This is a genomic window from Nonomuraea mangrovi, from assembly GCF_042681425.1.
GTDB classification, from domain to species: Bacteria; Actinomycetota; Actinomycetes; order Streptosporangiales; family Streptosporangiaceae; genus Nonomuraea; species Nonomuraea mangrovi.
The window spans coordinates 701,402-728,242 of record NZ_JBHUFV010000003.1 but is presented as its reverse complement, the minus strand read 5'-3'; the positions used below and the strand labels follow the sequence as shown (position 1 = coordinate 728,242).

23 protein-coding genes are annotated in these 26,841 nt (G+C 71.0%); 16 read left to right on the top strand and 7 right to left on the bottom strand.

The features are described from left to right. Positions 1-46: 46 nt before the first annotated feature. Positions 47-1,942: a family 10 glycosylhydrolase gene (locus ACFSKW_RS03555; protein ID WP_379569025.1), complete on the bottom strand. Its 1,896-nt coding sequence runs from the start codon at positions 1,940-1,942 to the stop codon at positions 47-49. Between the two features lie 263 nt (positions 1,943-2,205). On the opposite strand from ACFSKW_RS03555, the gene ACFSKW_RS03550 reads away from it, so the two are divergent. The 5 genes from ACFSKW_RS03550 (at position 2,206) to ACFSKW_RS03530 (ending at position 8,815) form a co-directional block, all read left to right on the top strand. Then, on the top strand, positions 2,206-3,711 hold the full coding sequence (locus tag ACFSKW_RS03550) for a golvesin C-terminal-like domain-containing protein (RefSeq protein ID WP_379569023.1): 1,506 nt from the start codon (positions 2,206-2,208) through the stop codon (positions 3,709-3,711). Positions 3,712-3,967: 256 nt separating this feature from the next. Further along, positions 3,968-5,566 carry an ABC-F family ATP-binding cassette domain-containing protein gene (locus ACFSKW_RS03545; protein ID WP_379569021.1) on the top strand — a complete coding sequence of 533 codons (1,599 nt, stop codon included), beginning with the start codon at positions 3,968-3,970 and terminating at the stop codon, positions 5,564-5,566. 113 nt (positions 5,567-5,679) lie between these two features. Beyond that, complete coding sequence (locus ACFSKW_RS03540) at positions 5,680-5,895, top strand: helix-turn-helix domain-containing protein (RefSeq protein WP_020547488.1); 216 nt, start codon at positions 5,680-5,682, stop codon at positions 5,893-5,895. Positions 5,896-6,074: 179 nt separating this feature from the next. Continuing rightward, positions 6,075-6,884 (top strand): enoyl-CoA hydratase/isomerase family protein, encoded by an 810-nt coding sequence (locus ACFSKW_RS03535; protein ID WP_379569019.1) that lies wholly within the window; start codon positions 6,075-6,077, stop codon positions 6,882-6,884. 41 nt (positions 6,885-6,925) lie between these two features. After that, a complete protein-coding gene (locus ACFSKW_RS03530) occupies positions 6,926-8,815 on the top strand; it encodes an ABC transporter ATP-binding protein (RefSeq protein ID WP_379569017.1) in 1,890 nt (629 codons plus the stop codon). Positions 8,816-8,946: 131 nt separating this feature from the next. Here ACFSKW_RS03530 and ACFSKW_RS03525 read toward each other — a convergent pair whose 3' ends face one another. Beyond that, a complete protein-coding gene (locus ACFSKW_RS03525; RefSeq protein WP_379569015.1) occupies positions 8,947-9,825 on the bottom strand; it encodes a sulfotransferase in 879 nt (292 codons plus the stop codon). Positions 9,826-9,855: 30 nt separating this feature from the next. On the opposite strand from ACFSKW_RS03525, the gene ACFSKW_RS03520 reads away from it, so the two are divergent. Both ACFSKW_RS03520 and ACFSKW_RS03515 read left to right on the top strand, forming a co-directional pair. Beyond that, positions 9,856-10,821 (top strand): S66 peptidase family protein, encoded by a 966-nt coding sequence (locus tag ACFSKW_RS03520; RefSeq protein WP_379569013.1) that lies wholly within the window; start codon positions 9,856-9,858, stop codon positions 10,819-10,821. A 44-nt stretch (positions 10,822-10,865) separates the two neighbouring features. Further along, positions 10,866-11,735, top strand: coding sequence for a hypothetical protein (locus ACFSKW_RS03515; RefSeq protein WP_379569011.1), 870 nt, complete (start codon positions 10,866-10,868; stop codon positions 11,733-11,735). A gap of 6 nt (positions 11,736-11,741) precedes the next feature. Here ACFSKW_RS03515 and ACFSKW_RS03510 read toward each other — a convergent pair whose 3' ends face one another. Genes ACFSKW_RS03510 through ACFSKW_RS03490 form a run of 5 tightly spaced genes read right to left on the bottom strand, consistent with a single transcriptional unit; the run spans position 11,742 to position 17,034 of the window. Beyond that, a complete protein-coding gene (locus ACFSKW_RS03510) occupies positions 11,742-12,239 on the bottom strand; it encodes a hypothetical protein (protein WP_379569009.1) in 498 nt (165 codons plus the stop codon). Continuing rightward, complete coding sequence (locus ACFSKW_RS03505; RefSeq protein ID WP_379569007.1) at positions 12,236-13,240, bottom strand: hypothetical protein; 1,005 nt, start codon at positions 13,238-13,240, stop codon at positions 12,236-12,238. The genes ACFSKW_RS03510 and ACFSKW_RS03505 overlap by 4 nt, the downstream gene beginning before the upstream one ends. Further along, the gene (locus ACFSKW_RS03500; protein WP_379569005.1) at positions 13,237-15,036 is read right to left on the bottom strand and encodes a hypothetical protein; all 1,800 of its coding nucleotides are present in this window, start codon (positions 15,034-15,036) and stop codon (positions 13,237-13,239) included. Before ACFSKW_RS03500 ends, ACFSKW_RS03505 begins: the two co-directional genes overlap by 4 nt. After that, complete coding sequence (locus ACFSKW_RS03495) at positions 15,026-16,099, bottom strand: hypothetical protein (protein ID WP_379569003.1); 1,074 nt, start codon at positions 16,097-16,099, stop codon at positions 15,026-15,028. The genes ACFSKW_RS03500 and ACFSKW_RS03495 overlap by 11 nt, the downstream gene beginning before the upstream one ends. After that, complete coding sequence (locus ACFSKW_RS03490; protein WP_379569001.1) at positions 16,096-17,034, bottom strand: serine/threonine-protein kinase; 939 nt, start codon at positions 17,032-17,034, stop codon at positions 16,096-16,098. The genes ACFSKW_RS03495 and ACFSKW_RS03490 overlap by 4 nt, the downstream gene beginning before the upstream one ends. A 312-nt stretch (positions 17,035-17,346) precedes the next feature. On the opposite strand from ACFSKW_RS03490, the gene ACFSKW_RS03485 reads away from it, so the two are divergent. Genes ACFSKW_RS03485 through ACFSKW_RS03445 form a run of 9 tightly spaced genes read left to right on the top strand, consistent with a single transcriptional unit; the run spans position 17,347 to position 26,839 of the window. After that, the gene (locus ACFSKW_RS03485; RefSeq protein WP_379568999.1) at positions 17,347-18,192 is read left to right on the top strand and encodes an effector-associated domain EAD1-containing protein; all 846 of its coding nucleotides are present in this window, start codon (positions 17,347-17,349) and stop codon (positions 18,190-18,192) included. Then, complete coding sequence (locus ACFSKW_RS03480) at positions 18,189-18,752, top strand: hypothetical protein (RefSeq protein ID WP_379568997.1); 564 nt, start codon at positions 18,189-18,191, stop codon at positions 18,750-18,752. The genes ACFSKW_RS03485 and ACFSKW_RS03480 overlap by 4 nt, the downstream gene beginning before the upstream one ends. Beyond that, positions 18,749-19,759 (top strand): HesA/MoeB/ThiF family protein, encoded by a 1,011-nt coding sequence (locus tag ACFSKW_RS03475; RefSeq protein WP_379568995.1) that lies wholly within the window; start codon positions 18,749-18,751, stop codon positions 19,757-19,759. Before ACFSKW_RS03480 ends, ACFSKW_RS03475 begins: the two co-directional genes overlap by 4 nt. Next, the gene (locus tag ACFSKW_RS03470) at positions 19,756-21,246 is read left to right on the top strand and encodes an effector-associated domain EAD1-containing protein (protein WP_379568993.1); all 1,491 of its coding nucleotides are present in this window, start codon (positions 19,756-19,758) and stop codon (positions 21,244-21,246) included. Before ACFSKW_RS03475 ends, ACFSKW_RS03470 begins: the two co-directional genes overlap by 4 nt. After that, positions 21,236-22,276: a JAB N-terminal domain-containing protein gene (locus tag ACFSKW_RS03465; protein ID WP_379568991.1), complete on the top strand. Its 1,041-nt coding sequence runs from the start codon at positions 21,236-21,238 to the stop codon at positions 22,274-22,276. Before ACFSKW_RS03470 ends, ACFSKW_RS03465 begins: the two co-directional genes overlap by 11 nt. Further along, positions 22,260-23,048, top strand: coding sequence for a hypothetical protein (locus ACFSKW_RS03460; RefSeq protein WP_379568989.1), 789 nt, complete (start codon positions 22,260-22,262; stop codon positions 23,046-23,048). The genes ACFSKW_RS03465 and ACFSKW_RS03460 overlap by 17 nt, the downstream gene beginning before the upstream one ends. Beyond that, entirely contained in the window at positions 23,045-24,874 is a 1,830-nt protein-coding gene (locus tag ACFSKW_RS03455) for an ATP-binding protein (RefSeq protein WP_379568987.1), read from the top strand. Before ACFSKW_RS03460 ends, ACFSKW_RS03455 begins: the two co-directional genes overlap by 4 nt. Then, positions 24,874-26,052, top strand: a complete 1,179-nt coding sequence (locus tag ACFSKW_RS03450; RefSeq protein WP_379568985.1) for an AAA family ATPase — start codon at positions 24,874-24,876, stop codon at positions 26,050-26,052. The genes ACFSKW_RS03455 and ACFSKW_RS03450 overlap by 1 nt, the downstream gene beginning before the upstream one ends. Continuing rightward, complete coding sequence (locus ACFSKW_RS03445; RefSeq protein WP_379568983.1) at positions 26,045-26,839, top strand: hypothetical protein; 795 nt, start codon at positions 26,045-26,047, stop codon at positions 26,837-26,839. Before ACFSKW_RS03450 ends, ACFSKW_RS03445 begins: the two co-directional genes overlap by 8 nt. Positions 26,840-26,841: the final 2 nt, after the last annotated feature.

Sequence of the window (26,841 nt, the reverse complement as noted above, 5' to 3'; positions counted from 1 at the left end):
CTCGGACGAGGGGCCGGGCCGCGGCGCCGCGGCCCGGCCCAGGGGCTCATCCGCTCGCCGTGACGCGGACGGCGTCGGCGATGACGTAGCCGGTGGCGGAGGTCCAGCGGCTCACCCCCACCACGTTGTACGTGCCCGCGTTCAGCGTGAACGTGCCTAGCGAGCGCCACTGCCCGCCACCGGCCCGCTGGTCGACGGTCACGGTCTGGTTCCCGCCCGCCGCCGCCACGATGTGCGGCGTCGCGCTGTTGTACCCGGCATTGGCCGGATACCAGACCTCCACCCGGTAACTCCCCGCGCTGGGAACGGTCGTCCTGAACCAGGCGGGATCGCTGGCCGCGACGGGGTCGGCGAACCGGTAGTCGGCGCCGTAGCGCTGCGCGGAGTAGGTCGATGACCCCCACGCCGCCCCGGCCTCGGGGCCGTCGACGACCACGCTGAACGTGCCGCCCGTGCCGCCGCCGCTCTCCTGGTGGGTCCTGCCGAGCGCGGTCACGTGGTATCCGCCGGGCCCGGGCGAGGTGTCGGTGAAGGAGGTGCTCCTGGTGGTGCCGATCAGGTTGCGGGCATCGGTGAGCAGGCACGGGTCGGCGGGGTCGCCGCGGTAGACGGCGTAGGAGGCGGCGCTGCCCTGCCACGACACCTTCACCCCTCCCGGCACCTGCGCCGTCGTGACGTTGGTGGGTGCGGGCGGCGCGGCGGCCGTACCGCGTGGGGGGATGAGCGCCGGTTTGCGGTAGTGGTCGGCCACGACCTTGGAGAAGGCGCCGATCCGGTCGGCGCGCACGTCCTTGGCGCTGAAGTAGACGTCGCCCAGCACCTCGGGATGCTTGCGGTTGTCGAGCAGGTGGTCGCTGAGCTCGGCCGGGTCCTGCCAGGCGGCGTCCTGGCCGGACGCGCCCGCCCTGTAGGCGGCCTGGCCCGCGTAGAGCTGCACGTTCGTGCCTCTCACGACGTCCGACCACCAGGCGGTGAGCACCGCGTAGTCGGCCGCGGCGAAGCCGATGTGCCAGTAGAGCTGCGGCGTCAGGTAGTCGATCCAGCCCTGCTTCACCCAGCGGCGGCTGTCGGCGTAGATGGCGTCGTAGGACTGCAGGCCCGAGGTCCGCGAGCCGAGCGGGTCGGTGGAGGAGTTGCGCCAGATGCCGAACGGGCTGATGCCGAAGGCGACGTGGGCCTTGGCGGCGTGGATCCGCTGGCCGAGCTCGCGCACCAGGAGGTCGATGTTGTCGCGCCGCCAGTCGGCGATGGTGGAGAAGCCGCTGCCGTACTGGGCGAAGGTCGCCGCGTCGGGGATGCTCTGGCCGCTGACCGGATAGGGGTAGAAGTAGTCGTCGAGGTGCACGCCGTCCACGTCGTAGCGCGTGACGGCGTCCATGATGGCGTCCTCGATGAAGTCGCGCACGTCGGGGATGCCGGGGTTGTAGTACAGCTTGCCGCCGTAGGCGAAGCGCCAGGCCGGGTTCTGCCTGGCGGGGTGGGTGGCGACCAGCCGGCTCGGGTCGTCGTGGTTGGCCACCCTGTACGGGTTGAACCACGCGTGGAACTCCAGGTTGCGCGCGTGCGCCTCGGCGACCATGAACGCGAGCGGGTCGTAGCCGGGACTGGCGCCCTGGGTGCCGGTCAGCCACTGCGACCACGGCTCGTACGGCGAAGGCCAGAAGGCGTCGGCGGTGGGGCGGACCTGGACGACGACGGCGTTCATGCGCTTCTGCACGGCGAGGTCGAGCCATGAGCGGAACTCGGCCTGCTGGGCGGAGACGGACAGTCCTGTCCTGCTGGGCCAGTCGATGTTGGCGACCGAGGAGATCCACATGGCCCTGAACTGCCGCTTGGGCGTGGCCGGATCGGGGACGCAGGCCGTTGCGGCGCTGGGGGAGGCGGCGACGGGGTTGACGAGGAGGGTGAGCACGAGGGCAAGAAGCGCCACTAATCGGGTCACAGAAGGAATTTTTCATCCAGAACGCCAAGCAAAGCAATACTCTTCATCTCGGGCCGCCGGATGATCTCGGCGACGGGTGGCGCGTCGCCGTCATCCGGCGGCCACCGCGCGCGAATCGGCCGTCGAGGGCGCGCGAAGTTTTCGCGGCGATCGACTTGAAGGCGGGGCGGAAATTTTCATCCACAGCATCGGTAATGTCAATTATCGACATCTGTCATGAAGCCCCATAGTGTGCAGCCACACCCCCCGATCGAGGAGCGCTCATGTCTCGATTAGCCGCTCTTGTCGCCTCAGCCGTCTCCGCCCTCCTCATCCTCGCCGGTCAGCCCGCGGTCGCCGACCGGGCGACCCCGCTGGGCGCCGCCTTCGACAAGGCCGCCGCCGCCCACGACGTCCCCCGCGACCTGCTGGCCGCCGTCGCCTACGCCGAGACCCACCTCGACGGTCACGACGGGAAGCCGAGCGCCAGCGGCGGCTACGGCGTGATGCACCTGGTCAGCAACCCCACCACGCACACCCTGGAGAAGGCCGCCGAGCTCACGGGCCTGCCCGCGGAGAAGCTGCGGTCCGACACCGCGGCCAACGTCCTCGGCGGCGCGGCGGTCCTGCGCTCCCTCGCCGACGGGCTCGGCCTCGACGAGTCCGCGAGGAAGGAGGAGGGCCGCTGGTACGAGGCCGTCGCCAAGTACGGCAACGCCCCCTCGCCCGAGCTCGCCCGCCTGTACGCCGACGCCGTCTACGAGGCCCTTGGCCTCGGCTTCAAGGCCAAGGGCCTGCGGGTGGCCCCCCGCGAGATCACCGCCGAGCGGGGAGAGTACGCGGGAGCCAGGGACCTGAACGCCAAGGACGCCAACACCCTGGCCGCCGCCAGCCCCGACTACCCGAACGCCAGCTGGGTCGCCGCCAGCTCGAGCAACTACACCGCGTCGAGCCGTCCTTCGAGCTACGCCATCGACCGGGTGGTCATCCACGTGACCCAGGGCTCCTACGCGGGAACCATCTCCTGGTTCCAGAACCCGAGCGCCCAGGTCTCCGCGCACTACGTGGTCCGCTCCTCCGACGGCGCCATCACCCAGATGGTCCGCGAGAAGGACGTCGCCTGGCACGCCGGCAACTGGAGCTACAACACCCGCTCCGTCGGCATCGAGCACGAGGGCTTCGTCAACGACGCCTCCTGGTTCACCGACGCCATGTACCGCGCGTCCGCCGCGCTGACCCGCAACATCTGCGACAAGTACGGCATCCCCAAGGACCGCGCCCACATCATCGGTCACAACGAGGTTCCCGGCGCCACGCACACCGACCCGGGCTCGTACTGGAACTGGAACACCTACATGTCGTACGTGACCGGCGGTGGCGGCGGCTCGTGGTCCACCACGGTCGACAACACCGGCGCGTTCACCGCCAGCGGCAACTGGGGCACCTCTGCCTACTCCGCCCAGCGCTACGGGGCCGACTACCGATTCGCCAACCCCGTGGCCGCCAGCGACCCGGCCTGGTACCGGGCGAACCTGCCCAGCACGGGCAGCTACCGGGTCGAGGTCTGGTACCCCTCCGACCCCGGCTACAACAGTTCGGCCCCCTACATCGTCGCCACCTCGAGCGGCAACCAGACGGTGTACGTCGACCAGCGGGCCGGTGGCGGTGGCTGGCGCAACATCGGCACCTTCACCCTCAACTCCGGCGACCGCGACGTCGTGGGCGTCAGCCGCTGGACCTCGGGCACCGGCTACGTCATCGCCGACGCGGTCCGCATCACCCGCCTGTAACCGGCGTCCGGCCCGGGCTCGGCCCGCGAGGACCGGCGCGAACAGTTCACGATCCAGGAACGGCACGGCCCGTGGAGTCTCGCGGGCCGTGCTTCCGTTTTCCCTGGCGGGGACGGGAAGCCCCGCGTGGCCTCGTCCGTTAACCAGAGGAGGAGGCGTGCCCCTGCCCGTACACTGATCCCCATGCACACTCCCGATTGACCGGCCCCCATGCCGCCATGACCGACTTTCCTAGCCCGGGAGTGTCCTCCAAACCATGATCATCGCCAGTGACATCGAGCTGCGCGCGGGCTCGCGCCTGCTCATCGAGAACGCGACGTTCCGGGTCAACCCCGGTGACAAGATCGGCCTTGTCGGCCGCAACGGCGCGGGCAAGACCACCCTGACCAGGGTCCTCGCGGGCGAGGGCCTTCCCGCCGCGGGGTCGGTGACCTCCGCGGGCAGCGTCGGCTACCTGCCGCAGGACCCCCGCCAGGGCGACCTGCAGGTGCTGGCCCGCGACCGCATCCTGTCGGCGCGGGGCCTCGACGAGGTGCTGCGCAAGCTGCGCGACGCCGAGCTCGGCATGACGAGCGACGACCCGAGGGTCCGCGACAAGGCGGTCAAGCGCTACGGAAAACTCGAGGACCAGATGCACGTCCTCGGCGGCTACGCGGCCGAGTCCGAGGCGGCCTCCATCGCCTCCAGTCTCGGGCTGCCCGACCGGGTGCTCAAGCAGCCGCTGGAGACCCTGTCAGGTGGACAGCGCAGAAGGGTGGAACTGGCGCGAATTCTCTTCAGTGGTGCGGAAACTCTCCTTCTGGACGAGCCGACAAACCACCTCGATGCCGACTCAATTGGGTGGCTTCGTGATTTTTTGCGCTCCCATCAGGGTGGCTTGGTGATCATCAGCCACGATGTTGGTCTACTTGAAGCGACGGTCAACAAGGTCCTCCACCTCGACGCCAACCGCAGCATGATCGACATCTACAACGTCGGCTGGAAGGCCTATCTCGCCCAGCGCGAGACCGACGAGAAGCGCCGCAAGCGCGAGCGCGCCAACGCCGAGAAGCAGGCAGGCGCACTGCTGGCGCAGGCCGACAAGATGCGCGCCAAGGCCACCAAGGCCAAGGCCGCCCAGGACATGATGCGCCGCGCCAACCGGCTGCTGTCGGGCACTGAGGAGGTGCGCAAGGGCGACAAGGTCGCCAAGCTGCGCTTCCCCGACCCGCTGCCGTGCGGCAAGACGCCGCTGATGGCCGAGGAACTGTCCAAGTCCTACGGCTCGCTGGAGATCTTCACCGACGTCAGCATGGCCGTCGACAGGGGCAGCAGGGTCGTCATCCTCGGGCTGAACGGCGCGGGCAAGACCACGCTGCTGCGGCTGCTCGGCGGCATCGAAGAGCCCGACACCGGCGAGATCAAGCCAGGTCACGGCCTCAAGGTCGGCTACTACGCCCAGGAGCACGAGACCCTGGAGTCCGAGCGCACGCTGCTGGAGAACATGCGGTCGGCGGGCGGCACGTTCACCGACACCGAACTGCGCAAGGTGCTGGGCTCGTTCCTGTTCACCGGTGACGACGTCGACAAGCCCGCCGGCGTGCTGTCGGGCGGCGAGAAGACCCGGCTGGCCCTGGCGATCCTGGTGCTGTCGAGTGCCAACGTCCTCCTCCTCGACGAGCCCACCAACAACCTTGATCCCGTCAGTAGAGAGCAGGTACTTTCGGCCCTTAGGTCCTATTCTGGGGCGATCGTGCTGGTTACGCACGACGAGGGTGCGGTTGAGGCGCTGCAACCCGATAGGGTGATCTTGCTACCTGACGGAACTGAAGACGCTTGGAGCGCTGAATTTTCCGATCTTGTGGCACTTGCCTGATCTTAATTTGAGCGGGTAGGGATCTTTTCCCCTGGAGTAGGTAGCCGATCCCGCTGAAATGACTGATCATGGCGGAGTAACGCTGCGGAAGTCTGGCACTACAGGAGGTACTCGTGGCCGAGACTCTGAAGAAAGGCACCCGGGTAACCGGGGCCGACCGTGAGAAACTGGCCGGCGATCTCAAGAAGCGCTACGCCGCGGGTGAGAGCATCCGCGCCCTGGCCGCTTCGACCGGCCGGTCGTACGGGTTCATCCACCGCATCCTCAGCGAGTCCGGTGTGACTCTGCGCGGGCGCGGCGGGGCCACCCGAGGCAAGTCCAAGCGCTGAGGCCGCCTCGGAAACGCGCGACCGCAGCCGCTCGTCTCCCAGTCAGCGTGCCGTCGCGCCCGAGCCCTACTAGAACCCCGTTCTAGGGAATCGGTTAGGCTCGGGCGCGACGGACCAGCGAGGGAGCGAACCCGACCCGACAGGCGGGGAAGCGACCCGTGACCACGCGGGAGTGAGCGATGGCGGAAGCGACGCTTGGGGGGAGTGCGGACAGCGTCTCCTTCGAGGAGGCCGGACTGCGCTACGAGGTGGACGGTGAGATCGCGACGATCACGCTGGATCGGCCGGACAAGCGGAACGCACAGACGTTCGCGACCTGGTCGGCTCTGGCTCGGATCGGTGACGACCTGCCTGAGCAGGTTCGTATCGTCGTGATCCAAGGTGAGGGACCGTCCTTCTCAGCAGGAATCGACCTGCGGATGTTCACACCCGAGGGGGTGCCAGGACAGGGCTCGTTCAGCTCGGCGGCACAACTCGACGAGAAGTCTTTCGAGCAGCGAATCGAACAGGCCCAGCAGGGATTCCTGTGGCTGCGTCGTCCGGAGATCGTCTCCATCGCCGCGGTTCACGGTCACGCCATCGGCGCCGGATTCCAACTGGCGCTCGCCTGTGACCTGCGGATCGTGGCCGACGACGTCAAGTTCTGCATGAAGGAACCCGCCCTCGGCCTCGTGCCCGACCTGACGGGGACCAAGCCCCTCGTCGACCTGGTCGGCACGGCCAAGGCGATCGACATCTGTCTCACGGCCAGGGTCGTGGGCGCCGAGGAGGCGTTCAGGATCGGACTGGCCGAACGCGTCGTCAGCCGGGGAGGGCTGGCGCAGGCCGTACAGGAGAAGGCAGCCGAGCTGCTTTCGACCGACCGCGACGCGGCGACAGCCACCAAGCGGCTGCTCCAGGGCGCGAGGGGGCGCACCCTGGAGGAGCAGGCCGCGGCCGAGCGGATCGAGCAGAAGGCCAGGATCAAGGCGCTGTTCGCCGGAAGCTGATGAGGGAATCAGCGGCGGCCCACGAGGTGCTGTGATTGCCGATGGCGATGATGGGTGGGGGCTTCGGGCCCCAGACGATGCGGTCGCTGCGACGTGACGAGTCGGTCATGAAGCAGCGGCTCCGGCCTGGCACGGTCAGGCGCATAGCGGGTTACGCTCGGCCCTTCGGCGGCCTGATCACCGCCTTCCTGCTGCTGGTGGTGGCGGGCGCGGTCATCGTGGTCGCCAACCCGCTGCTGATGAAGGCGATCATCGACGACGGCATCCTGCCCAAGCGGTCCGACGTCGTCGTGGGCCTGGCCGTGGCCATCGCGGCCCTGGCCGCGCTCGACGCCGGGCTGACGCTGGCCCAGCGATGGTTCTCCGCCCGCATCGGCGAGGGCCTCATCTACAACCTGCGCACCGAGGTCTTCGACCACGTCCAGCGCATGCCGGTGGCCTTCTTCATGCGCGCGCAGACCGGCGCGCTGGTCTCCAGGCTCAACACCGACGTCATCGGCGCGCAGCGGGCGCTGACCAGCACGCTGTCCTCGGTCGTCGCCAACGTCATCAGCCTGGTCCTCGTACTGGGCGCGATGCTGGTGCTGTCGTGGCAGGTCACGCTGGTCGCCCTGGTCCTGCTGCCGATCTTCATCTTCCCCGCCAAGTGGGTGGGGCGGCGCATGTCCGCCCTCACACGCGAGCAGATGCAACTCGACGCCGAGATGAGCTCGGTGATGACCGAGCGCTTCAACGTGGCGGGCGCCATGGTCGCCAAGCTGTACGGCAGACCGGAGGAGGAGGCCGACACCTTCGGCAGGCGCGCGGCGCGGGTGCGCGACGTGGGTGTCACCGTGGGCATGTACGGCACCGTCTTCAGAGTCGCGCTCGGCCTGGTCGCCGCCCTGGCCACGGCCCTGGTCTACGGCATCGGCGGGGTCCTGGCCGTGGGCGACTTCTTCGAGCTCGGCACGCTGGTCGCGCTCGCCGCCCTTTTGATGCGCCTGTACGGCCCGCTGACCTCGCTGTCGAACGTCCACGTCGACGTCATGACGGCGCTGGTCAGCTTCGACCGCGTCTTCGAGGTGCTCGACCTCAAGCCGATGGTCGCCGAGAAGCAGGACGCGCGCCCCGTCCCCGCGGGCCCCGTGACGATCGAGTTCGACGACGTCCACTTCCGCTACCCGGCGGCGGAGGAGGTCTCGCTGGCCTCCCTCGAGTCGGTGGCCAGGCAGGACACAGGACCGTCGAACCCCGTGCTCAAGGGTGTGTCCTTCACCGCGGGTCCTGGCCGGCTCGTCGCGCTCGTCGGCCCCTCGGGCGCGGGCAAGACCACCATCACCTCACTCGTCTCGCGCCTGTACGACGTGGGGGAGGGCGCGGTGCGGCTGAACGGGCTGGACGTGCGCGACGCCACCCTCGCCTCCATCCGCGACACGGTCGGCGTCGTCATGCAGGACGCCCACCTCTTCCACGACACCATCGGCGCCAACCTGCGCTATGCCAGACCGGAGGCCGACGAGGAGGAGATCTGGGAGGCACTGCGCGCCGCGCAGATCGCCGACCTGATCGAGGGACTGCCCGACCGGCTCGACACCGTCGTCGGCGACCGCGGCTACCGCCTGTCGGGAGGGGAGAAGCAGCGGCTCGCGCTGGCCAGGCTGCTGCTCAAGGCGCCCAGCGTCGTCGTGCTCGACGAGGCCACCGCCCACCTCGACTCCGAGTCGGAGGCGGCGGTGCAGCAGGCGCTGAAGACGGCGCTGGCCGGACGCACCTCGCTGGTCATCGCGCACCGCCTGTCGACGATCCGCGAGGCCGACGAGATCCTGGTCGTCCAGGACGGCAGGATCGCCGAGCGCGGCAGGCACGAGGAGTTGCTGGCGCGCGGCGGCCTCTACGCCGAGCTCTACCGCACCCAGTTCGCCGCCGAGGCACGCGACGAGCAGGCCTGACGAGAGTCGGCTTGGACGGGCAGGCCAGACGAGTCAGGTTGGACGGGCAGGCCAGACGAGTCGGCTTGGACAGGCAGGCCAGACGCGAGTCAGCTTGGACGGGCAGGCCTGGCGAGGCACGCCCTCGCGCGTCACGCGTAGCCGAGCCTGCTGAGCTCCTCGCGTGCCACCTTCTCCACCAGCTCGCGGTCCTCGGGACGCAGGCGGGCGCGCCACGCGCCGACCTCGGGGATGCGCGTGCCGTACAGGGCGACCTTGGACACGCGCGTCTCCAGGAAACTCGACAGCGAGGCGACGCTCTCGCCGGTGGACTGGACCAGATCCTCGTAGCGGAGTGTGAGCAGCTGCTCGGCCGGCAGCTCCTTGCGGAGGGCGGCGCTGAGCCGTATCGCGCTGCGCCAGCGCAGCGCGCACTTCCCCGCCGTCGGCATGCTCTTCCACCGCTCGCGGTGCTCGTCGCGGTTGACCCCGAGGAAGGCGTTGGGGAACTCGGTGTCGTCGCTCAGCATCGACGGCCTGAACCAGGCCAGGCAGTCGGGGTCGGCGGCCATGTCGCACACCACGTCGCGGCCGTCGCGGATGAGCTGCACGAACCGCGCGTCAGGGAAGGCCTGCAGCAGCACCTCGGCGCTGTAGAGCAGGTCGGGGCTGGCGTCGCCGAAGCGGGTCACGGTGGCGGTGGCGACACAGGGACCGACGCCCGTCACCCCGCCCGCCTCCCTGCACGGCGACGCGCACGTGCCGCACGATCCCGGCAGCACCTGCCACGATTCGGCGAGCGAGTCGCGCAGCACTCTGACCGCGCCCGAACTGCGCCCGATGGAGGGGCGGCGGGCGAAGGCGTGCGCCACGTGCACCACCGACTGCCGGCCCATCGTCATGTGGAAGCCCGGTGAGCGTTTCAGGGCACGCGCGAGCAGGTCCGCGCCGGAATGCGGGGCTCCGAGCAGGAACACCGGCCTGCGGACCTTGATGCCGTTGACCACGAGAATGTGGGGCGGAGGTCGCATACGTCAGGTAAGTGTGACACCGTTTCTGAGGTGAACGAACCGGCCACGCCAACATCCGTCACAGAGGTCACGGGAGTGGCCGCCGGCCCCGAATCCTGGACGCCTCACCTGCGCGAGGGCGACACCGTCGCCGTCGTCTCGCCGTCCGGGCCGCCGAACGCGGCGCTGTTGCAGCGGGGCGTGAAGCTCCTGGAAGGGCTGGGGCTGAAGGTCATGCTCGGCCGGCACGTCCTCGACAGGGAGGGCTATCTCGCGGGCTCCGACGCCGACCGCGCCGCCGACCTCCAGGCGGCCTGGTGCGACCCGGCCGTCTCGGCCGTCTTCTGCTCGCGCGGCGGCTACGGCGCGGCCAGGATCCTCGACCTGGTCGACTGGCACGCGATGCGCGCCGCGGGCCCCAAGATCCTGCTCGGCTCCAGCGACATCACCGCCCTGCACCACGTCTTCGGCGTCGAGCTCGGCCTGCCGACGTTGCACGGCCCGATGCCCGCCTGCCGCCCGCTCTCCTTCGAGGAGGAGCCCGAGCCGGTGACGTGGGACCACCTGCGGGCCGCGCTCTCCGGCCACGCGTCGCCCGTCACGGGCGACAGGGTGCTGCGCGAGGGGCGAGCCGAGGGCGTGCTCGCGGGCGGCAACCTGTCGCTGCTGGCCTCGCTGTGCGGGACGCGCTACCAGCCGTCCTTCGCCGGCAGGCTCGTGCTGCTGGAGGACGTCGGCGAGCAGCCGTACCGGATCGACAGGATGCTCACCCAGCTCCTGCAGTCGGGAGCCCTCGACGGCGTGCGCGGAATCGCCCTCGGATCGTGGGTGGAGTGCGGAGATCCCTACCCGGTTCTCGCCGAGCGGCTGCTGCCCCTCGGCGTCCCTGTGATAGCGGGGTTGACGGTGGGACACGGGACACCGCAGAGGTCCGTGTGGCTCGGAGCGCTTGGTGTTATCGATACCGAATCGTGCTCCCTTGCTGGTCTGCTTGGCCCCGCGGACCAGGCAGTGTAAGACGCATAGGGAGAAAACCGACGATTTCTGGAGGGCGGGGACGCGTGAAGTTCTTCAGGCGCGACCGGGAGCCCTCCCGGAGATCCGTCGAGGACATCGATCTCGACTCCCTGCTCGCGCTCGTCGCCGACTCCCTCGGCTACACCTGCGTCTTCTCCACCGACGGCGGCTCGCTGACGCTCGGCGGCGGCAGGGAGATCCTGGTACGGCTGGCGGGCCTGCGCCGCGAGGCGGGCCGCCGCTCCCGCGAGGACTGGCCCGTCCTGGTGTCCGAACATCTGGCCAACGCGGTGGCCGCCGCCGACGACCTGCTCGACGTGTGCGACCTCGACCAGGTCAAGCCGCTGCTGCGCACCAGGGTCGAGTCGGTCGACGCGGTCGAGGACCTCACCAGGGTCGTCGGCCGCTCGCTCAACGGCGACCTGGTCGAGCTGCTGACCGTCGGGGCGCGTTTCGTCCGCCCTGAGGAAGCCGGTTGCTGGCCCATTCCCTCAGGACAGGCGCTTGACCTGGCGCTGGACAACGTCAGGCAGGACGAGCGGCTGACCGTCTCGCACCTGGACCTGTCGGGGCTGACGACCTGGCGGCTGTCGGGCCGTACCGTGGCGGCGGCCGCGCACCTGCGCTGGCTCCAGCAGTACGTCACCGTGCCGGAGGACGGCGTGCTCGTCATCCTGCCCGACCCGGCCACGTTGGTGCTCTACCCGGTCGACGGCATCGGGGTCGTGCGCGCCATCGAGCGGCTGCGCGTGCACGCCGAACGCGCGGGTGGTCTCAGCCCGCAGGTCTACTGGTGGCACGCGGGCAGGCTCACGCTGATCCGCGCCGACATCGTCCTGCAGGACGGACAGACCAGGCTCGTCGTCGCGCCGCCTCCCGAGTTCGCCAGGGTCCTGGCCCGCCTGGCCGCCTGATCCGCCTCATTCGTAGAAGAAGACCTTGAACTCCAGGTGGTCGCTGTTGGCCCCGGCCCAGTAGCCCACGCCGCTGCTGTCCTTGAAGACCTTGTGCCTCCTGCGCAGGCTCTGGTAGATCCGTTCGGCGGTGTCCTGGGCGACGCCGGTGGCCTCCTGCGGGCCCGAGGCGAAGACCAGGACGAACCCCGCCCGGCTGCGGCTCAAGCGTCGCTCGGCCAGCTCGGTGTCGATCCTGGAGAGCAGGTCCCGCATGGCCGCGGCCTGGCTGCCGCTGTCGCGGAACCTGGCGGGCGGGATCTCGATGTCGAAGTCGACGGGCCGCTTGCGCAGCCTGTCGCGTTCGGGCGGCTCGGCCGTGACGCTCGGCTTGGGCGAGGAGGTCGGGGTGCCTTCCTTCGTCGTGACCGGCAGCGAGGCCAGGCCGACGAGCACGAGCACCAGGAACAGGTCGGCGAACAGCCAGCCCGCGAGCAGCGTGGTGCGCATGCGGTCACGCCTCACCAGCCGCTCCCCGAGGCCCGGTGGCCGTTCTCCGGCACGCCGGCCTCCAGCCGGGTGACCACGTCGGAGATCCTGCTGACGATCTCGTGGAAGAGGTGGGTCCGCTCGTTGAGCGCCTGCAGGGAGTCGCCGAGCACGGCCGTGGAGCGCGCGACGCCGTCGGCGACCTTGTTCTGGACGTGCGCCTGGTCCCTCGCCATGGTCCGCTCGTCCCTGAGCGTGGCCAGGAAGTCGGTGGCCTCCGTGGTGAACCTGCCCACCTCCACCGACAGCGCCCTGTGCAGGCTCGCCAGCTCGTCGGCGGTCTCCTTCGAGCTCTTCAGCGAGGAGGTGAGCTCGCCGAGCCTGTCGGCGGCCTGCAGCCACGAGCTGAAGACCTCGTGCAGCTGGGTGCCAGGGCCCGCCGACACCGCCTCGCCGATGGCCTTCGTGGCCTTCCTGAGCTCCTCCGACAGCGCGTTCGAGCCGACGCTGATCTGCGTCGCGACGTCCTTCAGCTCCGCCATCGAGACCGGCCGCCCCGCCTCCACGGGCACCTCGGCGACCAGCAACGTGGCCTGGGCCAGCGCCTCGCCGAGCCTGCGGCGCCGGTTGTCGCGCACCTCGTCGGCCACCCTGATGACCACGGTGAGCACGACCACCGCGCCGACCATGGTCGCGATGGTCGTCGCCGAGTCCGACAGCGGGCTGACTCCCGGCAGGCCGCGCTGCCACGCCAGCAGGAAGGGAACGCGGCCGTCGGTCCTGCCGTAGGCGCTCAGCGCGAGCGCCACCTGCCACCAGGTGAAGGCGACGGGCACGAACACCAGACCGTCCCTGACGATCTCCAGGAGCCTGACGAACCAGCCGGAGCCCTTGACGATCTTCTCGGGGTCGTAGGCGCTCAGCAGGTCGATGCCGCGCAGCCGCCGCCCCTCCCGCTGCGACAGCTCCTCGGCCACCCTGGCCAGCGGCTGTCCGCCGTACGTGCGCAGGTCCCGCGCCACCTGCTCCAGACTCATAGAGGTCCCCCTGTGGTGGCGACGACGGCGACGACGGCCAGCAGGGCGATGACGCCCATGAACAGCAGGACGAGCAGGATGCGCTCGGCCTTCGGCGCGGGCAGCTCGTCCGACGGTCCTGCTCCGGCCGGCTCCCTGGATCTGCTCTGAGCTCGCGTCTGCGTGGCGACGGGCCGGGCTCCGAGCGGCGCGGGCAGGCCGGCCTGCACGAAGAACTGGGTCCACGCGGTCCTGTCGACCAGGGCGAGCGACCTGGAGTCACGTGCCAGCTGCCGCAGGGCGTACAGCAGTTGCGCCGGCGGGCGCGGATGGGCCAGGAAGGCGGACATGACCCCCTCGTCGATCTTCTCGCCCGCGACGACGCTCAGCACGCTCTGCAGGTAGGCGGTCGCCTCCCTCGGCGATTCGGTGAGACGCGCCGCCGCCTCGGCCAGGCCGCCACGGGCGATCAGCGCGTCCAGGGCGCGCCTGCGCTGCTCGGGGGAGCGTTCGCGGCCGTCGCAGATCACGTTCAGCGCCACGCGGGCCGCCTCGGGCTGCGCGGCGGCGTGCTCGTGCACCCATCCGATCAGCTCGGCCTTGGACATCGTCCTGGCGACCGAGTCGATCAGGGCGCGGCGGGCGCGCGGCTCGTGGATCACCCTGCCGGCCAGGGCGGCGACCCGGCCCAGCCCCGGGCCCTGCTTGAGCGTCTCGCGCAGCAGCTCGGCCGAGGGCGGGCGGACGGCCAGCCCCTCCAGCACCCTCTCGCCCGCCTGCCCCGTCAGGTAGGAGCGCAGGGCGACCCCCTGGACCAGCTCCGTCACCTCCACGGGTAGCGCCGTGGCCCGCAGCAGCGCGGCGACCTCGCCGTCGTCCAGGGTGGGCACGATCCTGCGCGCCTCGCTGAGCCCGTGCTTCGAGCGCAGCGCCACCAGTTCGGCCGGCGACAGGGCCTGCGCCCTGCGCAGCAGTCCGGCCACGTCGTCGAGCACGCCGGGCGACAGCTGGGCCTTCTGCGCCCACGCCCTGGACTCGTCAGGGCCGGCGACCGGCCTGGCCGGCCTGATCCTGTCGATGGCCGCCCGACCCTCGGCGCGGTAGGAGACGGCCAGCGCCGTGGCGAAGGGATCGCCGCCGCCACCGCCGAACCTGAGCCTGCGGCGAGCCACACCCATGCGGCTGTCGTGGTGCTCGGGGAGGAAGACGATGTGCGGGCAGCCCCTGTCGTCGTCGCGCGCCTCCATGGTCGAGAACGTCGTCGTCGCGCCCATGATCTCCACCAGCGCGCACAGCAGCTCGGCCGGGGCCTCGGGCGGCGCGACCACCGACACGTCGGCCTCGGGATCGGCCAGCACGAACGCGACCAGCTCGGCGAGCGTCGCCTGCGGCAGCGCCCGCGCCCGCCTGACCAGGTCGAGGCGCCCCTTGTCGGCCTGGGGGCGCAGGTCCTCCCACGACAGCGGGGTCAGCTCCTCGGTGCCGTCCCACGCGGTCAGCCAGCCGTCCCACTCGTGCAGCGACAGCGCCTGCAGCGCGGAGATCTCCTGGCCGACCAGGACATGGGCCAGCGAGGCCTGGCGGCCCTCCGCCTCGGTCACCGGCCGCTTGCAGATGACGGCGTGGCCGCCAGGGCCGCGCAGGTAGCCGAGCCCGAACCGGTCGTGCTCCTGCCAGCCCGCCCACACCCGCTCCCGCAGCAGCGGATCCCAGCCGGACAGCGCGTCGATCGGCAGGGACGAGGCGACAGGCCCCATTCCCTTGCCGCCCAGCAGGGACCGCTCGGACCAGGTGTAGAAGATCTGATCAAGTCGCATCCTCGCCGCCCTCCACCGGCCGCATCAGCTCGTCGTTCAGCACGCCCGCCATGGCGAACAGGGCCAGCAGCGGCTTGAGCACTCTGCGCTGGCCGAAGCCGTCGCCGTAGGTCGACTCGGTGGCGCTGACGTTGGTGGCGGAGGCGAAGTGCAGGGTGCTGCGGTAGCACTTCTCCGCCGGCCTGAGCCACGGCTCCGCCCTGCGCTCAACCAGGAAGGCGTAGACGTCCTCGCTCTCCTGCTCGGCCGTGGACAGGTCGGTCTCCTCCGCCGGGCCCGAGCGCGACATCCACTCGCCCACCAGGTCGAAGGAGTAGCGCAGCAGGTCGGCCTTGGCGACCACCAGCGCCGCGGGCAGGTGCAGGAACTCCCTGCCGGGGGCGGGCCGGCCGCCGAGCCGCTTGAGCGCCTCCTCGAAGGTGCTGTCGCCGATCGCGGTGGCCGCCGGCTGGGTGAGCCCCGGTATGGAGTCGGGGTCGATGACGAACAGCAGCGCGTTGACCGAGCCGAAGAAGCGCACCTCGGGGTCGGAGCGTTCGAGCTGCTCGCCGGCGACGTCGAAGAAGGACACGGCGAAGGCGTCGCCGTCCCTGTTGGTGACCTTGAGCGCGTCGGTGAAGACCACCGGCAGCGGCTGGGTCGGGTCGAGCCTGCGCCTGCCCCTGATGAAGGGCTCGACGGTCCTGCTCATGTACTGCTGGTGGGTGCGCAGGTCGAGCGGCTCGACGGTCAGGCCGAGCCGCCGCAGCGCGGCGTCGTTGGCGCACAGCCTGGAGATCATGGCGGCGACCAGGTGCGATTTTCCCGAACGGCTCTCGCCGAAAACCCCGATGATCACCGCCTTGTAGTCGGCGTAGTCGTAGGGGAGGTAGTGGGAGTCGGGGGAGCCGACGCCCGAGCAGGGGCGGTAGGCGGTCTGCAGCCTGGTCCGCCACGCCACGTCGTCCTCTCGCGGGTCCTTGCGCAGGACCTCGGGCCTGTCGTCGGGGCCGAAGACCACGGGGGGCGTGCCGTCCCAGTCGATCCAGCGCAGGCAGATCGGGCACTCCAGGACGGCGCTCACAGCAGGCTCCGGAGCGCGGCCACGACCACGAGCACGCCGACCACGAGCACGCCGACCACGGTCACGGCGGCCGCCGCGCGGACGAGCGGCGGCCTGCGCAGCGGCGCGACGAGCGTCCAGTCGGACAGGCGGCGGGGACGCGCCCGCCCCGCCCTGGCCGCCTGCGGCTTGGGCACGATCCACGGCCTGCGCCGCGGAGGCGGCGTCCAGCCGCGGTGGCGCTGGCCGTAGGCGTGCTGCCTGGCGCGCAGCTCATGGAAGTTACGCCGTCCCTCCCTCTCGCGGTCGCGGTAGGCGCGGGCCAGGCCCGTGGTCGCCCGCCCGCCGGGGGTCCACCTCTCGAGCAGCTCGCGCGCGTCGGGCCGGTCCTCGGCCCGGTCGGCGAAGACCGTGCGCTCGCCGAAGACCGCGCGCTCGGCGCCGGTGGACTCGCCCGCCAGCAGGCGGCGCAGCAGCACGTCCTGGCCGCGCAGGCGCTGCTCCATCCGCGCGGGGTCGTCCTCGGGCAGCTCTCCCGTGTAGAGGTGGAAGATGACCAGGCCCGCCGCGTAGACGTCCTCGCCGTGCGAGACGGTGTCGCCCGCGCCGTCGTACTGCGCGTGGGTGAAGTCGGTGATCTGCAGCGAGCCGCCGTCCCATCGCAGGGTGTCGAGGTTGAGCCGCCGGTGCACGACCCCGCAGGACCTGAGCACCTCCAGGCCGTGCAGCAGCCCGGCCACCAGCATGCGCAGCGTCTCGCGGTCGACGGGGACGCTCAGCCGCGACAGCGGCTCGCCGCGCAACGTCATCACGGTGAACGGCGGGACGGCGTCGGGATTGTGGCCCAGCATGGTGCTCACGTAGTCCCTGCCCTGGTCGCCGAGCCATTTGCCGATGCGCCATTCGTGGTCGAGGAGTTCGCGGGCACGTGTCCCCGCGTGGGCCATTTTCTGCATGACTGGCTCATTTACCGCATTACGGCCGAGCCGAAAACGGAAGTGCTCGTCGGTCCACTGGTCGTGCGCGAAGTCTATGGTGTATGGGACGTATTGTCCGTCCTTGGAGTCACGCGGGATGAGCTGGAGCTGTTCGGCCGCCATCGTCACCTCGTCGGCGTTATGTCTGGTTGAGGGGATGTCCACGCGTCAAAGAAAGATTATCTTGACTGCCATTTGTCGGCACGCGAAGAGTCAAGCCTCCATAAGATGTTTCTCGACTAATTGAAGGCTTTTCCGGCGGTGTATGTGTCCCCTCTGACCCTTCAACGCATGCTGCGCGAGTCAGCCTTCGACACGCTCGGCGAGCTCTATCCCGACGACGACAGCTCCACCCTGCTGCTGGCCGCGCTCGGCGCCACCCGGGCCCGCCTGCCGGTGCGCGGCGCGCGCAGGGCGAGGGACTACTGGCTGGCGGTCTGCCAGGAGGTGGAGAAGGGGGCCTTCGCCTTCACGCTCGACGACCTGGTGGCCAGGGCGGCGGCCGACTACCCGGGCAACGCGGCCCTGCGCGCGCTGGCGGGCGAGCCGCTCCCCGAGCGCGCGTGGGCAGCGGCATCCGGCGGCCGGCCGCTGCGGGTGCTGTGCCTGATGGCCTCGCCGAACGACCAGGATCCGCTCGACCTGGCCGAGGAGCAGCGCCGTATCCAGCGGGCCGCCGAGCGCTCGGGGCGGGTCGAGGTCAGCGCGCGCACGGCGGCCAGGACGGGCGACATCCTGCCCGCCCTGCTGACGGTCAGGCCGCACGTCGTCCACTTCGCCGGCCACGGCGACCACGAAGGACTGGTCTTCGCCGACACCGTCCACGAGTCGGCCACGGTGACCGCCGAAGGGCTCGCGGCCGCCTTCGCCGCGACGGGGCCGCTGCGCTGCGTCGTGCTCAACGCCTGCTACACCGGCGAGCAGGCGGAGATCTTCCGCACCGCCGCGGACGCGGTGACGGGCTCCACCCAGGAGTTGCCGGACGCCGCGGCCATCCTGTTCAGCGAGGGCTTCTACCTGGGCCTGGCCGAGGGCGCGGGCACCAGGAAGGCCTTCGAGCTCGGCCGCGCCCGCATGGCGCTCGACGGGCACGACACCTCCTGCCTGCGCTATCTCGACGGAGAGGGGGAGGTGTGAGCGAGGAGGCCGACGCCTTCTGGCAAGGCTGGAGGCACGGCTGGGACCCGGCCAACTCGGGGGCCGACGGACCCGCCACGACCACCAACAACTCCTTCTGGCTCGCCGACTGGTGCCAGGTCTGCGGCCACACCTTCAGGGAGGCCGACGGCGTGTACGTCGCCCACGGACCGCCCGCCGTCGTCAGGCACCACAGTCCCACGCTGCCCTGCAGCGGCCTCGTCACCGACTACGACCAGCCCGACGACGGCATGTCCCGCGCCTTCCACGCCGCCGTCGAGGCGGCCAACCCGCCGCCGCCCGGCACCGACGCCGTCCTCCTGCTGCCTGGACACCCCTTGCTGCTGCCCGTCACACCGCGCAGGCAGTGCGCCTTCTGCAGCGACTCCTTCCGCCCCTTCGAGTCGGCGGTGATCTGCCCGTGCAGCCCGGGGGAGCCGCGCTGCGGGCTCGGCGTGCACCGCGACCCCGGCGGCGGCAACACCTGCTACGACGAGTGGATCAGCAACGGCCCCCTGCTCACCTGCCCCACCACCTTCACGAAGGTGGAGGAGCGGTGATCGAGCGCTACGCCAGGCAACTGCTCATCCCGCACTGGGACCAGGACGTGCTCGGCGAGGCGACGGCCGTGGTCGTCGGCGTGGGCGCGCTCGGCACCGAGTCGGCCAGGCTGCTGGCGCAGGCGGGCGTCGGCGCGCTCGTCCTGTGCGATCCCGACGTGGTCAGCGAGTCCAACCTGAGCAGGGGCTCGCTGTTCACCGGCGCGGACGTCGGCAGGCACAAGGTGTCGGCGGCGGCCGCGGCGCTGCGCGCGCTGGCGCCCTCCACGGCCGTGGTCGAACGCGCGAGCGAGCACGCGCGCGGCGTCGGCCTGGCCGAGCTGCGCGAGGCCGACCTGGTCATCAGCTGCCTGGACAGCATCGCCGACCGCGTCCAGCTGGCCGCCAGGTGCGGCCTGGTCGGCGCGGCCATGCTGGACGGCGGCACCCATCCGTGGGGTGGCGAGGTGCGCTGGTACCCGCCCGGCGGACCCTGCTACGGGTGCGGGCGCACCAGCGGCGAGCGGGCCCTGCCCCCCACCTCGATGGCGTGCGGCATCCCCGACGAGATGGGCGCCTCCGCGCCGATCTCCGCCATGGTGGCCTCCTGGCTGGTGACCCACGCCATCAGGGTGCTGTTCGGGCTGCCCGTCGCCCAGGGCATGGTCAGGCTCGATCCGGTGACGGGAGAGAGCCGCAGGATGACACTCGCCTTCGACCCCACCTGCCCCCTCCACGAGCCGATCCCCTTCGGGTGCGTCACGCGCACCGGCCTCACCACCGCCTCCCCGGTCGGCGAGCTGCTGGCCATGATCCGCCCGGACGAGCGCCTGCAGGCGTGGAACTCGGTCGACCCCGCCGACCCCCACGGCCCGCTCGAGATCGACGCCTCCCTCGCCGGATCGGCCGTCGGCGAGCTCGGGATCGCCCCGGGCGAGCTGCTGCCGGTGATCAGGACCTCGCCCCACGAGCACGTGCGGTACATCGAGCTGGCCACGTCACGGCCGGAAGGGAAGGACCCCAGGTGAGGAACGAGCTGGTCAGCCTGCTCGCGGGGCTGTTCGATGACGAGGCGCGGGCGCGGGACCTGCTGACGGTCATCCAGTATCCCCGGGCGCACACACCGCAGTTCACCACCCCCATGGCCTTCTGGCAGCAGGTCATCAGCCGCATCGAGCAGGGAGTGATGACGGGGGATGACGGCATCACGGCCCTTCTCGGCGCCGCTGGTGACGAGTTTCCCAGCAACAAGGGGCTGCAGGCGCTCAGGGAGAAGGACGAGGCGGTCCGCGAACCTCCCGCCCAGAAGAGCCCGAAGCCGCTCCAAGCCGACGGGCCGTGCTCGACACTCCTGCTGATCGGGATCGACAAGCCGGAGGAGCCTGACGACTTCGTGGAGCTCGTGCGCCGGGAGGTCGACCCCGACGCCGAACTGCTCTACGTCGCCCGCGAGCGGTGCGCGGTCGGCGTCTCCGATCCCGGCACGGGCCGTGCGGAGGTCGTCAACCGGCTGCAGCAGCTCGTCACGGCGTCGCAGCCCGGCCGCGAGGTGGTCTACGAGCACTACAGCTTCAAGCCCTACCTGTACCGGTTCCTGCTCGTCGTCGGACCTGACGGCACGCCGTACCAGATGACCGGGGTGCCGGCCACCACGCTGCCCGAGGACATCGCCCAGGCGGTGATCCAGCAGTCACCCGCGATGACCGACCGGCGGGGCGGCGTCGTGCGGACGGTGATCGACCACGAGAGCGCCCAGGGCGGCGGCAGGCAGCGGCTGGTCGACCCCCAGCTGAGCCTGCACGAGGTGGGGGTCAAGGACGAGGACACCCTGCACGTCGGCGCGGAGGCCACCGCGGGCGCCGTCAACCCCGTCATGCGGATGCGGGCGCAGATGCGGGCCCGCGCCCAGATCAGGAGGTTCGAGCAGACCGGCCACGACTTCAGGATCACCAGGTACGACAACGAGGACCTGCCCAACCGCTTCCACATCTCCTTCGACGCCCCCGGCTTCGCCCCGCCCGACGACATCGACTCCTTCTTCCACCCCGACCTGCCACTGCCCGAATGGCCGTTCGACGATCTCGACCCCGTGCCCGTCACCCGGCACGAGCTGGCCATCTTCCTGCCGCCGATGTTCCCTGTGAGCGCGCCGCTGGTCATCTGGGAGACCGACGTCTTCCACCCCAACATCTGGCGCAAGCCCGCGCCCTCCCAGAACGCCCGCCACAACCAGGTCTGCCTCGGCGCGCTGATGAACGGCTACCGCCCCGACCTCGACTTCGGCTCGCTCTGCCAGCTCCTCGTCGACATCGGCAGCTACCAGAACTACGACGTCGTCGACGCCGACACCTGGCCCGATCCCGTCGCCGCCTTCTGGGCCAAGTCCCCCAACGGGCAGGCGGCGATCACCGCGATCGGCGGCAGGCTGATCGAGGAGCGCGACCCCGCCCCGCGCGGCGAGGGCAGGGCGCCGCTGCTGTGGATCAGCCCGCTGGAGGATCCCGATGGCCGTTGAGATCGAGCTCTACAAGGGCGAGCAGGAGACCTACCACGCCAGGCTCGCGCTCGCGCCCGTCCTGCGCGAGGCGCTGAAGGAACTGGTCGGGCTCGCCACCGAGGAGACCCGGCTGTTCATGGAGATGCACCGCGAGCGCGACCCCAACCCGATCATGGGCCCGCCGCGCCTGGTCAACCTGGGCGAGGAGGTCGGCTTCCTGACCCTCACCGCGGTACGGCGCGGCGAGACGGTCTACGAGGGCAAGCACTCGGTCAACGAGCTGGTCGGCCCGGTCCTGACCGGGGTCGTCACCAGGCTCGATCCGGGGGAGACCCACTGGTCGTTCAGGATCAGGGCCGGGCTGTTCGACCTGGACGCGGGCCGGCCGACGCCGCAGGTGGAGGGCGCGGTGCAGGTGGACCTGCAGCGCCGAAAACGGCTCCCGTTCACCGTCACCAAGGTCGAGGGCGCCGAGGCCGAGCTCGTCGACGCCGCCGCGCTCGGCCTGGACCCCCGCTCGCTCGGCCCGGTCAACGTGCTGATGTCCGGCGAGGTCCACGGCCGGCTCATGGGCGGGATGAAGCTGTCGGAACGGCTGGAGGAGGGCGGCTTCCTGATCGGCAGGGTCAGCAGGGCCGCCGCCGACGCCCACCTGGTGGAGATCACGCACGTCACCCCCGCCCACCGCTCGGGGGCGGGCGCGATCCACTTCACCTTCACCGGCGACTCCTTCCTCGCGGTCAACCAGATGATCGCCGACAGGGGCAAGGGCGAGGAACTGGTCGGCTGGTACCACACGCACCTGCGCGGCGTGGACGTCGGCATGGGGTTGTCGGCCACGGACGTGGACCTGCACAGGGCCACGTTCCTGCGGCCGTGGCAGGTGGCGGCGCTGCTCAACCTGTCGAGGAACGGGCGCACGCTGCGCTTCTACGGTCGCGCGGCCGACGGCGAGAGGTTGGAGCAGTGTTCGCAGTGGGTGGCCGATGAGCGCGGGCAGTACCGCAGGACGAGTTCTGGTGTGGGCCCTGATGCGGGCTCCCGGTAGCGCGGGGCCGCCTCCCGAGGGCGACCTCGGCACCGCGCGCGGCCTGCTCGACCCCGGCGACGAGGTCATGGCGAGCATCGCGCGCCTGGCGGGGGCCACCACGGCCAGGCTGCGGCTGTCGGGGCCGCCGCTCGGCGACCGCCGCCCGCCGGGGCTCGGCGTGGTGCTGCTCGCGGCGGCCGTCGGCGCCCGGGGCGAGCGGCGCTCGTTCGAGCTGGCGCACGCGGTGCCCAAGCCCCGCACCGCCTACGACCTGCTGACCTATCACGCCGTGGCGGGCGCGGCCGTGCCGTACGCGCCGGGGCTCGCCGACGTGCTGAGGGACAGCTCGCCGCTCACCGGCTGCCTGGACAGGCCTGGGCCGGCCGGCGCGCAGGACTGCGACGACCTGGTCGACAGACTGCGGCAGGACAGGCAGGCCAGGCGGCTGCTGACGCTGGGCTTCGCCAGGCCCGTCACCGACCCCGCGCAGTACGGCTGGCGCGGCGACACGCTGGCCTGGCTCCGCCACGAGGACGTCGACCTCGTCCTCGACGTCTACGAGAGCGCGCTCGTCCACTTCCGCGCCGAGCACGAACGCATGGCCAGGGCCGCGTGGCGCGCGGCCATGGCAGGCGACCTCGCCGCGGCGGTCCCCGTCGCGACCTGGTGGCGCGCGCTGGCCGAGCTGGAGGCCGCCGCGCCCGCGCTGCTGCGGGGCCGCCACGAGCTCATCGACTACCACCAATGGACCAACCTCTTCCGCCGGGTGCGGACGCTGGAGGCCACGTGACCGACTACATCCCGCTCGAGGTGGTGGTCGCGGGCGAGGGCGCGTCGCTGACCGCCGTGCCCGGCGACACCCCGCTCGGCCAGGCCCTCGCCTCGGGTCCCTTCCTGCTGCTGGCGCCGCTGGAGGAGGGGTGGGCGCAGCTGCGGCTGAGCACGTTCAGGCTGAGGGAGATCCCGCTCGACCAGGTCGACGGCAGACCGCTGTACCGGGCCTCGCACGCCGCCCCGTCCGCGGACGAGCGCGCGGGCGACGATCACGCCGACGGCCCCGCCAGGCCGGCGGAGCTGAGCGAGGCCCAGGCCACCAGGCTCGCCTACGACGAGTACGTGCGCGATGCGGCCTCCTTCCTGCGGGCGGGACTGTCGGTTCTGATCGTCTGCGACAAGATCGTCGTGCCGCACCTGGCCGACCACATCGTGCGGCAGACCGAGGCCATGCCGCGCCTGCTGGAGGTGCCTGCGCCGGTGGGCGAGGACAGCGAGCCGCCCGTCGACATGCGGCCGCAGCCGGTCCTTGCCAGCCTGCGCCAGCGGCTGCTGGCCAGGCTCCGCGACATGCTGCGCGAGCTCGGCCCGCAGGACGTCCTGGTCATCACCCACCTCGACCTGCTCGGCGGCGGCACCGACAACGCGCTGGCCAACGAGACGAGAGACCTGATCGAGCTGCTGTACGGCGCCGACCGGCAGGTGATCCTCGCCTTCGCCGACCCGTCGCTGAGCGTGCCCGAGGTGCTCGCCGCGCGCTTCGCGGTCAGGATGACCATCGAGGGCAGCCCCAGGTACGTGCGCCACCCGGTCGACTCGAGCATGGCCTCCATCGAGCAGGCCCTGGTCACCCAGGCCGAGGCCGACAGGTTCGCGGGGCTCGACGGCGCCGACTTCTACAAGTACGTCGTCGGGCTCAACCCGGTACGGCTGCGCCAGACCATGCGCTACGCCCTGCAGGAGACCGAGGGCCTCGACGGCGTCACGGTCAAGGACCTGCCGACGATGATCAGGAAGTTCAAGGCGCAGATGTCGGCCAGCTTCGAGATCCCCGACGTGAGCTTCGACGACATCGGCGGCTACGCCGAGGTGAAGCGCCAGATCCTGCGCTCGCTGCGGATCATGACGGCCGCCAGGAGCCTGACGGGGCCCGAACAGCGGCTGCGCGGCGAGCTCATCCCGCGCGGCTTCATCTTCCACGGCGAGCCCGGCACAGGGAAGACGCTGTTCGCCAAGGCCATCGCCAACGAGCTCGAGGCCACGATCCAGGTCGTCTCGGGGCCCGAGGTGACCAACAAGTACGTCGGCGAGAGCGAACGGCGCATCAGGGAGCTGTTCGCCGAGGCACGCAGGAACGCGCCGTCGGTCATCGTCTTCGACGAGTTCGACTCGATCGCGGCCAGCCGTACGAGCTCGGAGGACGGCGGCAGCCGTGCGGGCAACGCGATGGTGGCGCAGATCCTCACCGAGATGGACGGCTTCAGACCGGACGTGCAGATGATCGTCATCGGCACCACCAACCGGCTGGAGATCATCGACAGGGCGCTGCTGCGTCCGAGCAGGTTCCAGAGCTTCCACATCGGCCTGCCCGACGAGGACGCCAGGCGCGGCATCATCAAGGTCCACGCCCGCCGCTACGGGGTGAGGGTCAGCGGCATCGTCGAGCCGCTCATCCACACCACCAAGGGCTGGAACGGCGACGAGATCAGGGCGCTGTTCCGAGACGCCTTCGTCGGCGAGCGGTGGGAGGGCGTGCCCGCCAGCGCCGAGCGCATCGGCGAGCTGGTCGGCAGGCAGCAGCAGGCCCGCCGCGAGCAGCAGACCAGCAGGGCGGGCAGGTAATGGCACTCGACCAGAGGCACGTCGCCACGATCCAGCAGCTCGGCACCATCGTCAGGGAGCTGGACGGCCGCTACGTGGGCAGGAGGGACGCCGCCAGGCTGCTGGTGGTGGCCGCCGTGTGCAGGGAGCACATGCTGCTGCTCGGCCCGCCGGGCACCGCCAAGACCGACCTGGTGGGGCACTTCGCGGGGCTCATCCAGGCCAGGTCGTTCACCTATCTGCTGACCAGGTTCACCGAGCCGTCGGAGCTGTTCGGCCCGCTCGACTTCGAGCGCTTCCAGAAGGGCGTCTACCGGGTCAAGACCGATGACATGCTGCCCGCCGCCGAGATCGCCTTCCTCGACGAGGTCTTCCAGGGCAGCAGCGCCATCCTCAACACGCTGCTCAGCGTGGTGAACGAGCGCTACTTCTTCAACGGCGCCAGCAGGGAGCGGGTGCCGCTGGTGAGCCTGTTCGGCGCCTCGAGCGAGCTGCCCGAGGATCCCGCGCTGCGCGCCTTCGGCGACAGGTTCCTGCTGCGCATGGAGGTCGAGCAGGTGGCCCGCACCATGATGCCCGAGCTGCTGAAACGGGGCTGGCAGCAGGAGCGCGAGCGGGTCGCCCGTGACGGGGCCGCCGAGCCGGCCATCCCGCCGATCAGGCTGCAGGACCTGCTCGCGCTGTCCGGCAAGCTCGCCGAGGTCGACCTCGGCCCCGTGCGCGACGCGTACGCCGAGGTGATCACCGACGTGCTCGCCCAGGGCGTCACGCTGTCCGACCGCCGGATCGTGCGCGGACAGAAGCTGGTGGCCGCGGCCGCACTGCTCCGCCAGTCGCTCGTGGCGAGGCCGGTCGACCTGTGGCCCGTCGCCCACATCTGGACCGAGCCCGGCGATGCGGGCGCGCTGCGCGAGGCCGTGGGCGACAGGGTGGTGGCCGACGGCGGGCAGAGCACCGCGGGCGGGCGCACGGTCGCCGAGCTCGAGGCGCTGGCCAGGCATCACGCCATGGCCGTGCTCGGCAAGGCGGGGGCGCCCACGCAGGCGGGCGTCATCGTGGCGATGCGCGGCATCAACGAGGTCCACCGGCAGCTGCGCGCCGACCATCGGGGCGAGCCGGCCGCCCAGCAACGCGTGCACGCCCTCCTCGCCGAGGTGGCCGCACTACTCGACGACCCCCAGGGAGACGGACATGTGTAACCCGAGACGCGTCAAGGTCAGAGCCACCCGCAGGATCGCCGAGGCGTGGCGGGCCGAGATCGAGCGCACGGTGACCGCCTCGGGCGAGGCGACCGGCGAGTCCAGGCTGACCCAGCCGCTCAGGTCGATGCTGGGCGAGGGCGCGCTGCGCGCCTTCGAACAGGCGCTCGGCGGCGACCCGCGGTGGGAGTGGGTCGACGGCGAATACCGCATGCGGGTGCCGGGAGGCCACGTCGCCTACCAACCGGGCGTGGGTGACCTGGAGATCGTCATCTCGCTGACCGAGGCGGTGGAGGCCGTCGGCATCGCGGGCAAGGTGGTCGAGGGCGAGGTCACCGACGAGGTCGAGGGCGTGGGTCAGGGCAGCTGGGAGAACGACGGCTGGCGCGGGCGCACCAAGGAACGCGCCGAACGCGAGGCCAGGGAACAGGCCGAGGCCAGCGCGGACCGGCTGGCGGCCGAGCGGGCCGAGCGGCTCAGGCTGGCCGCGCAGGAGGCCGCCCGTTACAGCATGAGCGCCGAGGCGGAGGCGGTGGAGGACGAGGCCCGCAGAAGGGCGGAGTCGGCGCTGGCCGAACGGCGCCTGGTCGTCGGCCAGGACCTCGGCCAGCGCGCGGACGCCCGCCTCGCCGAGGTGCACAGGCAGACGCTCAAGGACGTCATGGGGCTGATCGCGGCCAGCTACGCCCAGGCCATCAGGGACTTCGCCCAGCAGAACAACGCCGAGAACTACTCCGTCGTCGACGGCGAGGGTTTCATCGAGATCCAGTTCGAGATGGAGGCCTGAGC